This window comes from Suttonella indologenes (genome assembly GCF_900460215.1).
Classification (GTDB): domain Bacteria; phylum Pseudomonadota; class Gammaproteobacteria; order Cardiobacteriales; family Cardiobacteriaceae; genus Suttonella; species Suttonella indologenes.
Map to the genome: position 1 here is coordinate 336,394 of NZ_UHIA01000003.1, position 14,766 is coordinate 351,159.

Below are 14,766 nucleotides of genomic sequence, written 5' to 3' on the forward strand. Positions count from 1 at the left end.
TTTATTCTCCAACTTCTCTTAACAAATATATGCTTCTGGGAACTGCCCCTTCAAAAAGCCGGGCATCCTCAGCATTTTTTCCAACACTTATTGCACAACCCTTAATGCAGTTTTGATAGACTTCCGACTGGTTGCGCTGCAAACCGGCGTTGCCGGTTTTGACTTCAATGCCCGCTCTTCCCTGTGAATCCAGCGTAATGTGGCTGACTTGCCGATTGCTTGACAGGTCAATGGCGATATAGCCATTAGGAACGGGGATTCTGGCATTCGCTTCGCCGCCGATAACGCCATCAATTCTAGCGGCAATGGCGGGATCATCAATGTTGCGCAGGGTAACTTCACCACTAAAAGTGATGTCGTTATTCCTGAAATGTTCCGACACATTGTGTACCGCCTGATAATGGCGGGCATTGGAGTCCTGAATGTTAATTACCGGCTGGTTCCGAATCACGCTTCCCTGAACAGCCTGTCCGTTTTCATTAAACGAAACCGTCAGATGAGCCCCCGGCTTGCCGGCGGCGTTTATCCTGCGGAAAACCGGATTGCCCAGTACGTCAAGCTCTCCGGTCGGGATGATTGTGCCGCCGTTGGGGCCGATAAATGTGCCGCTGTTTCGATCGTAGCGGTAGTTATCCAGGCGTCCATCCCAGCCGCGGGCAATCGCTTCATTCAAAAAGCCTTGAAGTTGGTTTGCCGATTGTCTAGCACTTTGGGCGGCCAATCTGCCGCCTGTTCTTGCTGCCGCTCCTAAGGCGTTATCTATCGCACCGAATGCCGCCAATCCTTCCATGCCCAGCAGCAGGCTGTTTTCCTGCTGGTAACGGCTACGTTCCGCCCAGTCTAGCTCGCTTTCGGCAGCGCTATAGAGATTGGTGAAGCTGTCGGTTGCGTTACTCAAACGCTGCTGTGTCAGCAAACGTTGGTCAGTGGTTTCAGGGCTGACTTTTCCTTGATTGATGCCTTCAAGTCTGTAATTAAAGTGGTTAAATATGTTGGCGTCTATTAAGGTTTGCCTGCCTTCTTGCCATGCCTGCGAGGCGGCGGCGTTTTGCTGCCCGATGAGTTGTTCCCGTTCGGAAACCAGATCATCAAGCAGGGCTTTTTGTGCGGCTGCCGGTGCCAGACCTGCCTGATGAAGCGCCGTAGTCCCCGCTCTCCACAGGATTTCCGAGCCGAAGTTGTTTTGATAGAGAGGTGAGATTGCCGGAAGCCGGTTATAGAGTTCTTTATTATCAAAAACGTATTCGCTGTTCATCGCAAAATTGTTGAAATTGCCGCTATGACCGCGTTCATCGAACAATGTTTGCTGTCTGCTATAGCTGTCAGTAAATATTGTTTGCCCTGCGCCCAGTTGTTTCAGGTATTGCTGTGCCTGCGCATAATGCTGCGTGCTGTCGGCAAGATAGGCATATTGTTTGTCAATTTGCGATAAGGCGGTTGCCGCCAGTTCTGCTGCAGCCTGTTCTTCGCTGATACCCTGTTTTTGGGCGAAGTCGGGGGCGTGTGCGCGGATGAGGTCGATTTCCTGCGGATGCAGCTGGCGATTGTTCCAATCGGTTGCCGTGGCAGCTAGAATGGTTTGCGGCTTACCACCAAGGCTGCCGATGACGGCGGCGGCACCGAGGTCTATCAGGGTTTTGCCCACTGTGCCGCTGTGACTACCCGCTTCTTGCAGCAGGGGGGCGGCAAGGGAGGTGCTGCTTGAAGACACTGCACTGCCGAGATCACCGCCAAGAAGGCCGCCGACCAGTCCTTGCAGGACGGCACGCCCGGAGCCGCCTTCTTTCCACAGGTTGTAGCGGCTGTAGTTGTCACCAAGGTATTGCTGTACGCCTTCCAACCGGAGACTGAGTTCCGCCCGTACGGTAGGGTCATCCGTTTGCGCCAGAGCTTGCTGCAGGGCGCTTTGTTCCAGCAGTTTGTGTTCGTACTCGCTGACGTTACCCAGTTGTTGGGCCGTGTCGGCCATGATTCGCGGAGCGTTTCGTGAGAAACTTTGGGTAACTTCCCTTTGCAAGTCAAGACTTGCCTGTACGTTTTGGGCATCAAAGCGGTTGATCAGCGCCCCGCTGCTGCCTTGGGCGTCTTCCGTGTTGGTGTCGCGGCGCAGTTCGGGGGCGGTATGTGCCGCACCGAGGTGCAGGTTGGCGGTGTTGATGCCGCTGTAGGTGCGGCTGTGTTGGCGGTCTTGTGCTTCTCCATAACCGATGCTGTTGCCGTTGTCGCTGCCGGCGCTGCTGCTTTGCTGGACGGTATTCGCAGATGTTTGCTGCCCCATCTGCATCAACTTCATGCTGCCGATTTGCTCGGGCATGACGTCGCCGCCGCCGATGCTCATGCCGCCGGAGAGGCCGATGCTACTGCCTTCGTAGTGGCTGCGGTTGTGCAGGTCGCGGGCGGAGAGGGTGGCAGTGCTGAAGCGGTTGCGCCCTTGCGCTTCGGCAGCGGCTGTGGAGGTGATCAGCCCGCCGATAAGTTCGCTATGCCCGCCGATGTCGATGCGGTAGCCGCCGTCGCCGGCAAAGATGCCGCTTTGTTCGCTGACGGCGGCGTGGTCGGCATTGATTTTGCTGCGGTTGTAGTTGGCACTGCCCGAGACGCCGTAGCCGATGGTGATTTGGCCGCCGAGGTTTTCCTGTTTGCCGCTGTAGCGCAGGCTGTCTTGCAGGCTTTCGATGTTGAGGTCGGCGGCTTGGATGTCGATGCTGTGGCCGTGGATTTGGCCGCCGCGCAGGGCGAGGCTGTTTTGCGCTGTGAGCAGGGTGGCGCTGTCGGCGTGGCCGATACGGCTGTGCTGCCAGGTGTTGCTGTCGCCGTTGCCGTAGCCTTTGCCGATATTGCCGCCGGCGGTGAAGCCGAAGGCCATGCCGCTTGAGCCGAAGCTGACGGCAAGGCCGGCGTTCCAGCCGCTGCTTTTGTTGCTGTTGCGTTCCCATCCTTCTTGGGCGGCCGCTTGGATGCGGATGTGGTTGGCGGCGGTGAGGACGGTGCCTTGTGCGCCGCCGATGTCGCTGCCGCTGATGCTGATGTTGCCGCTGTCGCCGCTGCCGGTGGCGCTCAGGAGGGTCTGCCCGCCTGCGTAGATGGTGCTGCTTTGCGCCTGTGTGCTGTAGCTGCGCTGCTGTTGTTCGCTTTTTTGTTCGCCGTAGGTGATGGAGAGGCTGATGTCTTTGGCGGCTTGGGAGGGGTCTTGGGCAAGTTCGCCCAGGGTTTGTCCGGTTTGGTAGCCTTGCCAGACCAGGTTGGCGGCCGCCATGGCTTGAATGCGGGCGTTGCCGCTTTGGGCGGCGCGCTTGCCGTTGGAGAGGGTGTCGGCCATGCCTTGCAGCATATTGATGACGGGCACATTGAGGGCGACGGTCAGGCCGCTTTGTTTGTAGGCGTGGCGGCTGTCGGCTTGTTGCCAGTCTAGGGCGGCGGCGATGTCGATGTCGGCGGCGCGGATGCTGGTGTTGCCTTCTGGAGCGGCGATGGTGGAGCCGTGCTGGCGGTAGTGATTGGCGGCTGTCAGGATTGTGTCGCCGTGGAGGCTGCCGATGCTTGATCCGCTGTGGCTGAGGCTATGCTGTGCCTGTTCCAGTGTTTGTTGGCGCGAGCCGATCGTGAAACCGATGCCGCCGCTGCCCATCAGGCCGCTTCTTTTGACTTGGTGGTCGTAGTCGCGGCGGTAGCTTTCTTCGGCGGCGCTGACGGTCATGTCGTTACCGGCGCTAAGGACGGTGGCGTTGTCCGAGGCGATGTCACTGCCGCGGATGTTGAGGTTGTTCTGGGCCGCGATAAGGACGCTTGTGCCGCTGATTTGGCTGCCTTGGGCATAGTCGAAGGTTTCGCCGGCATAGGTTTGCGTGCGTTCGCTGGAAAGTCCCAGGTTGCTTTTGGTGCCGGCGGCTGCCGTTGTTTCGCCGCGGTAGCGCCCTTCGCTGATGTTGATGTCTTTGCCTTGCAGGATGGTTTGTCCGTCGCGGCTGTCGATCTGTGCTTGGCGCAGGTTCAGCCTGCCTTGGCTGGAGAGCAGGATGTCGCCGGCTGCGGCGATGGTGCTGCCGATGTCGCGTTCGCTGTGTTCGCGGCGGTAGTTCTGCGCGTCGTTTTCCCGCTGCAGCTGCCGTTGCTCGCTCAAGGTGTCGAGGTTAAGGCTGTTGCCGGCGTGGAGAAGGGTGGCGGCGCCGGTGTTGTCGTTTTGCACGTCTGCCGCGCGCAGGTCGAGGCTGTCGGTGGCGATAATGCTTAAATTGCCGCCTTGTCCGCCGCTTAAGGTTACGCTGCTGCGCCGGTCTAAGCCGTTGTGTTTGCTCTGGGCGGTGGCGGTGGAAGCCGTGGTACTGTGCAGGTCGATGTTGGCGGCTTGCAGCAGCAGATTGTCGCGGGCGGCGATGATTCCGCCTTCATTGGCGATGCGGTTTTGCGCCCTCAGGCTCAGGTCGGCGGCGCTGATTGTGCCTTGGTTATGTATGTCGGCGGCGTTGATCTGCGCCTGATGGCGGGCGGTGATGCTGCCGCTGTTCTCCAGGCTTTGCGTTTGCAGATAGAGGTTTTGCGCGCTGATCAGCCCGGTGGCGGCGCTGCTGCCGCTTTGTCCGCCGGCGACATAGACTTTCGGTGCCAGCACGGTTTGCCTGCTGCCATCGGGCAGGGTGAGGGTTTGGTTTTCCAGCCAGACGATGTCGCTAGTCAGCTGTGCCATTTGTTCGGCGCTCAAGGCGATGCCGGGGGTGAGGTTGAAGGTTTTCGCCCAGCTGATGCCGGCGTTCATCAGCGCTTTGAATTGTTCTTCGTCGTTGGCATAGCCGTCTAAGCGGCGTTGCCCGGTGAGGCGGGCGATTTGTTCGTTAACTAGGCGTTGTTCGTAAAAGCCGTCTCCCAAGCGCTTATGCATGCTCGCATCGATGTTGAGGGCGTCGAGCATATAGTTGCTGCCCAGCCATTGGCGGTAGTCGGTAAAGGCGGGGTCGGTTTGGATCAGGTAGTTGGGATGGTTGGGGCTGATGCGGTACAAACTGCTTTGCGGCAAGGCCGTATCAGTGGCTACTGCGGCGGTGTTTAAGGTGCTGATGTGTTGCCCTTGCGCGGCATTGGGGGCATTGACGCGGTAGATGTGAGGGCTGTTGTCAAATGCGTAGGTGCTGGTTTGGGAGTAGAGATAGGGGGCATGGTTGCTTTCATAGCGGCGGTCGCGGCGTTTTAGGGAATACCAGCCGCGCCGGTGCAAAGAGTCGTATTGGCCTCCGCTGTGGGTGAGCGTTTGAATGCCTTGGGTGGCGGTGTTTTTCAGCACGCCTTGTCCGATGCCGTACACATTGCCGCCGATGAGGATTTTGCTGTCATGATTGAGCCAGTCCTTGCCTTGGGCGTGGAGATCGCCGCCTAAGCGGATTTCTCCTGCTATGCCGGGATCGAGGGTTTCGCGATGGGTGTGGATGTCATATTCCCATACATGCCAATATTCGCCTTGCACCGAGGTGCCGTCGTTTAAGCGGAAGTAGGCGTGTTTTTGGTCTTTGCTGCCCGAGCGGCGGTCCCAGTATCCGTCTGCGCCTTCGCGGTAACGTTGCAGGGTGCCGATAACGGCATATTCGCGGATGCCCTGTTCGCTGCCTGCCATATACGTCTGTTTGCTGAGCCCGATATTGAGGTTATGCAGGGTGTCGATGTTGAGATGGCCGTCGCCCAGCGCTTCGATGACGGCGGCGCGGTTAATCAGGCTCTGCGCCGAGCCGACGGCATGGCCTTGAGCATCCAAGGCGCCACCGATGGCCAGTGTGTTGGCGCTAAAGATCAGGCTTTGCCCTTCGTTGCGGATGTGCTTGGCGCCGATATCCAGGCGTTCTCGGGCGGCGATGGTCGCCGTTGTGCCGTTTTCCGGCGCATTATTAACCTCGGCAGCGCCGATTGCCACATGGTCGCCGTAAATCCGCCCTGTGCCGAGGTTGTTGACTTTTCCGGCGTCGATGCGCGTGCTTTGTCCGTCAATCAAGCTGCGGTTATTGAGCGTATCTGTGCGGATACGGGTGTGTTGTGCCGAGAGGCTGTTGTAGTTGTCCAGGCTGCGGCTGTCTAAGCTCAGCGTGCCGGCGCTGCTGAGTTGCGCGCGGTTTTCTATGTGTCCGCCGCTGCGCAGGCTGCTGCTGTTGCTGCTGGTGATGGTGCCGAAGAGCGCTTGATCTTGCTTGAGCTGTAAAGAAAAATCTGCCGCGTTGATCTGCCCGCCGCGGTTGTTGAAGCTCAAGGCTTCTGCATTGAATTGGCCTGCGGTGATTCGGGCGTTTTGGTTGTCAAGGCGCAGGCCGCGGCTGTCAAGGCGGTTGAGGCGCAGATCGCCGCGGTTGTCCAAGCTTTGGCTGGTGCTGAGGTTGATGCCGCCGGCGGCGCTGATGTCGCCGTGATTATCCAGTTGGCGGGTGGTGATGCGCCCTTCTGCCAGGGATAGCTTGCTGTTTGCAGGGCTTGCCGCGGCGCTATTGACGGCGGAAGCGCCGCTGGCAGCGGAAGTGCTGCTGGCGGTGCTGCTTGTACCGCTGTTGGCGGCGCCGGCAGTGGCGCCGTTAAAGGTGGCGCTCGCAGCGTTGCTCAGGGCGGCGGTGTTGATCTCCAGCGCTTGTGCGCCGTGTTGTGCGATGCTGCCGCGGTTGTCCAGGGTGTCGGTGTCAAGCTCCAGGCGTTCGGCATTAATTTCTCCGCTGTTTTCCAGTTTTCCGTCGGCGGAAATTCGCACTTCTCCGCCATAGATTCTTCCGCCTTGATGGATGCCTACGCCTTCTTGGGTGCTGATAAGGGAGATTTTGCCGGCATACATGCCGCCTAAGGCGCCGCTGTCAATGGCTACTGTCTGCGACGAGCCTTGGCCCTGATGCTTTTGCACGCTCAAATCGCCGTTATTCAGTTTGATGTCGTTTTGCCCGGTGGCCAGCGTGATGTCTTTGCCCCAAATGCCGGCATTGACTTCCGCCGCCTGGGATAACACGCGGGTGTAATCGGCGTCGGCACTGTCCAGCCCCTGTCCGCTGATCGAGACCGTGCCGCCGCGCACGCGAAAGCTCTCCAAGTGGCCGGCGTTGATCACCGCTTCGCCGGTGGTGAGCGTGACGCCGGCGGCGTTGATAAAGCCGCCGCCGTCAACGGCGATGCCGGAGGGGTTGGCCATAACGACTTCGGCTCGCCGTCCGGCAACTTCCACATAACCCTGTAATTGCGATGGGGCGCTGCTGTTCACTTGATTGACGATGACCGCAGCCTCGCCTCCCGCCAGCCAGGGGTTGCCCTGCACCCAGCCGGCTGTCTGTGTGGCGGTGTTGTGGCGGCTGTTGTTTATGATTGCGCCTTGTCCGTCAACGTCAAAGCGCATGTATTGGTTTACCGATACGCCGGCAGCGGTGGGGGGTTTGGATATCGATTTGCGCCATGCCGCCGGCGGTTTGCAGAAGTGTGGGCTGCTGATGAAGCGGGGCGTTGGTATCTACGCTGATGTTTTGAGCATGGGAGAACATGGGCATCAAAAGCAGCAGAGCAAGCGCTTTGCCCGCTTGTTGGCGGCGGCTTTTGCCGCTGCTGCGGGCGGTTTCTCCTACGGCGATCAGCATGGAACGGGCTTTGCTGAAGATCACTCGATAAAAACGCTTGTTCATGTTCTGTCTTTAGAAAGAGTAGTTGAAGTAAAAACCAAAAACCGGGGATTTACCGGGAAATTGGGCGGGTTTGTGCAGAGGCGCGCCGATAAAGGCGTCGTAATAAAGCGCGCCGCCGGCTTGGAATTGGCCGCGAAAACCCAAAGCGCCTCCTGTCAGGCTGTTGCCGACTAGGTAGCGGGCCGATTGCCCGGAAACATGGCCGGTATCTACACCGAGATAAAGCTGATGCGCGGGAAGGTATTGCCAGGCCAAATCGTTGCGCCAATACCAGCCGCGATCGCCGGAAAGCGTGATTTCGCCGTCAAAACCACGCACGGTGTAGCGATTGCCGATAGAGAGCCTGTCTAGGGAGGTCAGCGGGGTTTGATTCCATTGGCTATGGATTTTGCCTTCGTAAACAAATGCTTGTCCGCCAAGGCTGAAGGGAAGGTTCAGCCCCACATCGGCAGTGAGTATGCGCATGCGCGAGGTGCCTTCACCAAAGGCTTCTTCGGGTGCGGGCAGGCTGTCGGCCCGGCCTGTGCCGCGTTTATAGGATAAAGCCAGGTTTAGCGTGGCTGGTCCGAGGTATTCTTTGTGTGTTAAATCCAGTGCCCAACCGGCTGTTTTGCGCCGTTGCACGCCGATTTCGGCATCGTTGATAAAGCTGTGCGTACTGCGCTGCCATAATCTCCCGCCCAAATGGGTTTTGCGCCTGGCATCGCGGTAAAGCAAGCGTTGCGTGCCCACTTCAAAGGTGCGGCTGATGCCGTTGTAGTCGTAGTTTTGCGATAAGCCCGCCACTGCCTGATGATAACGGTAGCGGCTGTGATGCCATGACCATGTCCAGTCGCCAAAGGGCGCGGAGTAGTGGAAGCTGTAGCTATTGCTGCCGCTGCTGGTGGTGTGGCCGTCGGCGTCGGTAAAACGGTCTTTATGCCCTAATTCGCGGGTGTAGGAGGCATAAAACAGATCGCTCAAGCCCAGCGGGTTATCAAAAGCAAGAGTCACCGTGCCTTGGTATTTGCCGGTAGCCTTGCTGCCGGCGTCATCCACGCCAAGCGAAACACGCAAGGGGAATTCGCGCTGCTGCCATTGCACCACCACATCACTCTGATTGGCTTGCTGGCCGGGAATAATTTGAATGTCGGCCTCCACCGTCGGCAGGCGTTTGTAGTTTTCCAGACCCTGCTCTAAATCGCGCAAATTGAGAATATCCCCGGCGGCGGCCGGAATTTCGTTTTGAAAGGCGGCAACGCGCCCGGCATGGGTGCGTTCTTTATGCTCGGTATCTACACGGATTGCCCCGATGCGCCCGGGCACGACGATTAAGGTCAGCACTTTGCTGCGCAAATCCTGAGAATCGGCAAACACGCGGGTGGTTGTGTAGCCGCGGGCGATAAGGGCATTTTGCACGCCGCTGATCAAGCTGTTGATGCCTTGACTGCCCAGACACATGCCGGGGCTGAATCGGGTTTGTGTCAAGGTTTGGTGCAGGGCGAAGGCGAATGTGTCTACCTCTTCGCCGTCTAAAAGCACTTGCTCAATGGGAAAACAAGGGGTTTCGTCCTGGGGAAGGCTTGGTGTGCTTTGCGGCGGCGGGATGTCAAAGCGTACCTCTCGAGCACTTTGCATCTGTTGCTGCAATGCGGCTTCACGCTGCTCCTGCAACTGAAGCTGCTCTTGCTCAATAATCGGGAAAAGTTGCTGCGCAAAGGCGGAAGAGATAGAAAGATTTATTAGAATACATAGGCTTGAAAATTTTCCGAACATGGTTTATGTGGATTATTGATGTATAAAAATTTAGCCAATCATAAAGATTTCGCAAGATAAGTCAATAAAAACGCTGTCTTACAAATAACCTGAGTTCGGAATAAGCACCCCACTAAAAAATAAAGAGCAATTGTGATAATCTACTGTTTTGACAAAACAAACCATCACAAAAGCCCTTTAACATGGAACATCTTACAACACTTTTCTGCCAAGTAGATGATTTTTGTAAAACATTTGAAGCAGACTTTAACCGCACACTCATCAGCAAACCCAACAGCAGAAACCGAAAAGCCTCTATCAGTACTTCCGAAATCATTACCGTATGGATCTATTTCCATCATATCCGCATGCGTGATTTCAAAAGCTACTATCTATGGCAAATTAAAACCATTTGGAAAACAGCATTCCCCACCATGCCAAGCTACAATCGATTTATCGAATTAGCACAACGTGCATTACCTGCTATGTTGGTTTTTCTCAGTACTCAAATGGGGAAATGTACAGGCATCAGTATCGTGGATTCCACCATCTTATCTGTTTGCCACAATCGTCGAATTCATAGGCATAAAGTGTTTAAAAACATTGCTCAACGTGGCAAAAGCAGCATGGGTTGGTTCTATGGATTCAAACTTCATGCAGTGTTTAATCATGTAGGAGAGCTAGTCAATTTCTGCCTAACGCCAGGCAATGTTGATGACCGTAAAGGCTTACGACAAATGGCAAACAAACTGTTTGGATTGTTGGTTGGGGATAGAGGCTATATCAGCAAAGAGTTAAGCGATTGCTTAGAAAAGAGATATAGTACCTTAACTTCAAAATGAGACTTAGAGATACACATTTTGTTAGGAGAAGCGCTTAGAATAATCTCATTTTGAAGTTAAGAGACTATACAACATCACTTTACTGACAGGCAAGAAAAAGAATATGAAATCCCCGCCCCAAAGTCCTGAACAAAAAAGGTTGTTAAAACAAAGATGTGCTGTTGAAACAATTTTTGATCAGTTAAAGAATCTATACCAAATTGAACATACTCGCCATCGTTTAGAGAAGGGATTTTTGTTGAGTCTGATTTCTGGATTAACGGCATATTGCTTGTTTGCGTATAAGCCGCAGATGTTTGGGAAGAATGCTTTGGCGGCTGCTAAATAGAGGTGGCTTATCCCGAACTCAGGTTTCTATATGCTTCAACGATGTCTTTCATAAACTTTTTTGGAATAGGTTATCTTATATATTCACTAATTTACATCAGATTAGATTTCAAAAATGTAGAGCCGAAAGAAAAATATTAAACTATAATATATAAAATTATAAACCGTACTTAAAAACGATATTTACCCAAATGCAAATATTTTTAAGGATTACGAATAAGATTAGCGGTGTCATAGCCTTGCGATTGAGCGCTATCGATATAGCTTTGCAATACATCATCATCCATATTCGGGCTGCGCGATAATATCCATAAATATTTGCGTTCCGGCGTACCCACTAAAGCATGGCGGTAATCTTCATCAATACGCAATATCCAATACGCCGCTTTCCCCATCGGCAGCCAGCGGATAAATTTAGGCAAAAAACTCACTTGCAATTTCGCGCCGCTATCGTCCACAACTGTTGCCAAACCTTCTGCACGGCTGATTGTGCCTGTCTGATAGCGGCAAGAATTTTCCACGCTTACGCTATTGTCTTTATTAAGACGATAGTGCGCTTGCACTTCACTAACACATTGTTCCTGATAAGGCATCGGCAAACGTGCCATTTCATACCAAGTTCCCATATAAGGCGGCAAATCGACTACCGCCGCCGTTGCAGGCGCATCGCCGACAGCGGAAGGATTGCTGCTGCACGCAGCCAAAGAAAATACAAGAAAAACATTGATTAATCTCATCATATTCATAAACCTATAGCAACAAAAAGAAATTTTTTTATCATTCATAGCATAGCTTATTATTAAAAATTCTAGCGCATTTTTGCCTATGGAAAAATTCTCTTGTGCTGATTGTCTCGCGCAGCTTTCTTAAATGCGCATGATGATGCTTTTTGTAGTATGCTGACAGGTTTTTTCTCTAGGACATTATTTCTCTATGAAAACACTACAGCAATTCAGCCGGTTTGTCGGTAAAACCTTTGCGCTTTGGGCGGCTATTTTTGCCTGCTTAGGATTTTTCGCTCCTAATGCTTTTTTATGGGTCACGCCGATAATTATCTATCTTTTAGGTATCATTATGTTTGGCATGGGGCTGACCTTGCAGCCTAGCGATTTTAAAATCATCGCCACACATCCGAAAGCCGTCATCATCGGCATTGTTGCACAATTCATGATTATGCCCGGTATCGCCTTTGTTTTAGCTAAAGTCTTTGCACTACCGGCGGAAATTGCCGCAGGGTTGATTCTAGTCGGCTCCTGCCCGGGCGGTACTTCTTCAAATGTCATGACTTATTTGGCGCGCGGCAATATCGCTCTTTCTGTCGGCATGACCTCCATCACGACGCTGCTTGCCCCTCTGCTGACGCCGGCGGTATTTTGGCTGTTCGCCAATCAATGGTTAGAAATCAATGCCGCCAATATGCTTATTTCTATCCTCAAAATCGTATTGCTGCCGATTTTCTTAGGCGTTGTGGCGCATAAACTTTTCCGCAAACAAACTGAAGCCGCCGCTCAGGCATTGCCTTTAGTTTCCGTCACCTCTATTGCCTTAATTATTGCAGGTGTTGTTGCCGTCAGCCGTCAAGAAATCATACAAAACGGAGTAATCATTTTAGGGGTTGTCATATTGCATAACGGATTAGGCTATTTACTCGGCTTTTGCGTTGCAAAATTCGCCAAATTGCCCTATGACGCACAGAAGACGGTTGCTATTGAAGTCGGTATGCAAAATTCAGGCTTAGGCGTGGCATTGGCTAAAGCGCATTTTGCGCTCTTTCCAGCAGTTGCCGTACCTAGCGCCATTTTTAGCGTCTGGCACAATATTTCGGGAGCATTACTCGCTACCTATTGGGCAAGAAAGCAAAATAAATAAATGTGCGAAACAGCAGCCGCTTCATCAGCGGCTTTTTATCTAAAATAGTATAAATTAAAGCAAGTCATTAATATAATTTCAATTATTTGACCATAAGCATCTCTGCAAACTCCGTCTGCAAGCTCTGACGATGAAAAAGCAAGCCAAAATAAAAACAAGCAATTGATTAAGAATATTTTTTCACAAAAACACCATATTTTCACACACAAAAATCAGCAAAAGCACATAACTGTTAAAGACATGTTATTTTTAATTTAATTTTAGTTAAATTAAAGTCAAATCAACTAAATTTTCCACATTAAATTAAACAATGAACTGATTTTAATCAGATTGTCATCATAGAAATTCTTTCTGATTTTGAGTGAAAAACCTCCAAAAATAGCCTAAAAAAGTTAATATTTGACAAGTTTTTAATCACTAGCTACCATTCGCCTCGCCGTCAGATATTTAAAAAAGTATCTGACTTATTTAAAATCATATTGTTTTAAAAGGCATTATTTCTTCAACTTTAGGAGGTTTATGATGAATGTGCAACCCGATAGCAAATGCAATAAATTTGATTTGCGCTGGATGCTAAATCTATTCGGCACGGCCGTCGGCGCAGGCGTGCTGTTCTTGCCTATTAATGCCGGTATGCAGGGCATTTGGCCTTTAGTAATTATGGCAATTATCGTCGGACCGATGACCTATTTGGCGCATTTAGGTTTGGCGCGTTTTGTTTTGTCTTCATCCAAACAAGGCAGCGATATTACTGAAGTAGTAGAAGAGCATTTCGGCAAAACTGCCGGCAAACTGATTACCTTGCTGTATTTCTTTGCGATTTTCCCTATTCTGCTGATTTACGGCAACGGCATTACCAATACCGCGCAATCCTTTTGGGTTAACCAATTGGGCATGAGCGAACTGCCGCGTGCTTTGCTCTCCGGCGTGCTGATTGCATCTATGATCGGCGTACTCATGGTGGGCGAGAAATTCGTATTGAAGGTGACCGAATGGTTGGTCTATCCTTTGGTACTGATTTTATTCGGCTTATCTTTATTCCTAATTCCACAATGGAATTTAAACAATTTAAGCGTAGTGCCTGATACCGGCGCATTTATCAATACGCTGTGGGTGACCATTCCTGTATTAGTGTTCTCGTTTAACCATTCACCGGCGATTTCTACTTTTGCAATTTCTAATCAGCGCGAATACGGCGACGCGCAAACCACGGATAAACATGTGCGCAAATCGCTCTTCGGCACCGCCGGCATTCTGCTCTTATTCGTAATGCTGTTTGTATTTAGCTGCGTATTGAGTTTAACCCCTGCCGAATTGGTACAGGCGAAACAGGAAAACATCTCCATTCTGTCTTTCTTAGCCAATAAATTCGAAAGCCCCTTTATTTCCTATTTAGGACCTTTGGTAGCATTCTTGGCAATCACCAGTTCCTTCTTTGGTCATTATTTAGGTGCGCGCGAAGGTTTGGAAGGCTTGATTATCAAGTTGCGCCGCGATACAGGAGCCGCTAGCGAAATCGATCATAAAAAACTGAATTTGATTTCTGCGGTATTTTTCATGCTGACCTTGTGGATTGTCGCCATCATCAACCCGAGCATCTTGGGCTTGATTGAAGCCTTAGGCGGACCGATTATTGCGATGATTCTGTTCATTATGCCGATGTATGCCATCCGCAAAATTCCTGCGATGCACAAATTCGGCGGCAAACTCAGCAATGTATTTGTGGTATTTATGGGCTTGGTAGCCATTTCCAACATTATTTATTCACTGTTCAAATAAGCTCTTAAAAAGCTGTCTTTGCGTCTTCTACATGCAAAGACAGCTTGATTCTTTATACTCTCCCACTTCAAAATCACAAGCTTTTCAGAGATACTCTGACTGCACAAAATTATATAAAAATCTCAAGATACAGACAGATTCTGCGCCGTCTGCAATGCCGCCAAGACTTCTTGGGCATGTCCGGCGACTTTGACCTTGCGCCATTCGCGTACAATCTCGCCCTGCGGATTTATCAGAAAAGTGCTGCGCACGATGCCGAAATATTTTTTGCCGAAATTCATTTTTTCCTGAATCACGTCAAATGCGCGACATAAACTTTCCTCGCCGTCGCTAATTAATTCAAAAGCAAAGCCATGTTTGCACATGAACTTTTCATGCGAAGCAAGACTGTCGCGCGATACGCCGTAAATCACGGCACCCAAAGCGGCGAATTGCGGCGCCAGCGCGGAAAAATCCAGCCCTTCGGTGGTGCAACCGGGGGTAGAATCTTTGGGATAGAAATACAGCACCGTCCAAGTGCCTTGCAAATCTTCGGGGCGGAAAGTTTTTCCGCCCCTCATTGCCGCCGGTGCAAAGTGTATTGCTGCCATCAA

7 protein-coding genes and 1 pseudogene are annotated in these 14,766 nt (G+C 52.1%); 3 read left to right on the top strand and 5 right to left on the bottom strand.

Annotated elements, in window-relative coordinates; all coding sequences use genetic code 11:
• Position 1 precedes the first annotated feature (1 nt).
• The 3 genes from DYC63_RS02060 to DYC63_RS02070 are packed head-to-tail and all read right to left on the bottom strand — an operon-like array spanning position 2 to position 9,377.
• Positions 2-7,342, bottom strand: a complete 7,341-nt coding sequence (locus tag DYC63_RS02060) for a two-partner secretion domain-containing protein (RefSeq protein WP_115217709.1) — start codon at positions 7,340-7,342, stop codon at positions 2-4.
• Complete coding sequence (locus DYC63_RS02065) at positions 7,332-7,622, bottom strand: ESPR domain-containing protein (protein WP_115217710.1); 291 nt, start codon at positions 7,620-7,622, stop codon at positions 7,332-7,334. Before DYC63_RS02065 ends, DYC63_RS02060 begins: the two co-directional genes overlap by 11 nt.
• A 9-nt stretch (positions 7,623-7,631) precedes the next feature.
• On the bottom strand, positions 7,632-9,377 hold the full coding sequence (locus DYC63_RS02070; protein ID WP_115217711.1) for a ShlB/FhaC/HecB family hemolysin secretion/activation protein: 1,746 nt from the start codon (positions 9,375-9,377) through the stop codon (positions 7,632-7,634).
• A gap of 182 nt (positions 9,378-9,559) precedes the next feature.
• Between DYC63_RS02070 and DYC63_RS02075 the strand changes: the two are divergent.
• Positions 9,560-10,526, top strand: a pseudogene (locus DYC63_RS02075) (IS982 family transposase).
• Between the two features lie 202 nt (positions 10,527-10,728).
• Here DYC63_RS02075 and DYC63_RS02080 read toward each other — a convergent pair.
• Positions 10,729-11,265 carry a lipocalin family protein gene (locus DYC63_RS02080; RefSeq protein ID WP_218564516.1) on the bottom strand — a complete coding sequence of 179 codons (537 nt, stop codon included), beginning with the start codon at positions 11,263-11,265 and terminating at the stop codon, positions 10,729-10,731.
• A gap of 193 nt (positions 11,266-11,458) precedes the next feature.
• On the opposite strand from DYC63_RS02080, the gene DYC63_RS02085 reads away from it, so the two are divergent.
• On the top strand, positions 11,459-12,394 hold the full coding sequence (locus DYC63_RS02085; protein ID WP_115217713.1) for a bile acid:sodium symporter family protein: 936 nt from the start codon (positions 11,459-11,461) through the stop codon (positions 12,392-12,394).
• 522 nt (positions 12,395-12,916) lie between these two features.
• A complete protein-coding gene (locus tag DYC63_RS02090) occupies positions 12,917-14,173 on the top strand; it encodes a serine/threonine transporter (protein WP_115217714.1) in 1,257 nt (418 codons plus the stop codon).
• Between the two features lie 122 nt (positions 14,174-14,295).
• On the opposite strand, the gene DYC63_RS02095 is transcribed toward DYC63_RS02090, so the two are convergent.
• Positions 14,296-14,763, bottom strand: a complete 468-nt coding sequence (locus tag DYC63_RS02095) for a peroxiredoxin (protein WP_115217715.1) — start codon at positions 14,761-14,763, stop codon at positions 14,296-14,298.
• Positions 14,764-14,766: the final 3 nt, after the last annotated feature.

Coding starts and splice junctions, on each gene's coding strand:
- DYC63_RS02090 (WP_115217714.1), top strand. CDS start 12,917: ATGAATGTGCAACCCGATAGCAAATGCAATAAATTTGATTTGCGCTGG.
- DYC63_RS02065 (WP_115217710.1), bottom strand. CDS start 7,622: ATGAACAAGCGTTTTTATCGAGTGATCTTCAGCAAAGCCCGTTCCATG.
- DYC63_RS02095 (WP_115217715.1), bottom strand. CDS start 14,763: ATGGCAGCAATACACTTTGCACCGGCGGCAATGAGGGGCGGAAAAACT.
- DYC63_RS02070 (WP_115217711.1), bottom strand. CDS start 9,377: ATGTTCGGAAAATTTTCAAGCCTATGTATTCTAATAAATCTTTCTATC.
- DYC63_RS02080 (WP_218564516.1), bottom strand. CDS start 11,265: ATGATGAGATTAATCAATGTTTTTCTTGTATTTTCTTTGGCTGCGTGC.
- DYC63_RS02060 (WP_115217709.1), bottom strand. CDS start 7,342: ATGCGCTTTGACGTTGACGGACAAGGCGCAATCATAAACAACAGCCGC.
- DYC63_RS02085 (WP_115217713.1), top strand. CDS start 11,459: ATGAAAACACTACAGCAATTCAGCCGGTTTGTCGGTAAAACCTTTGCG.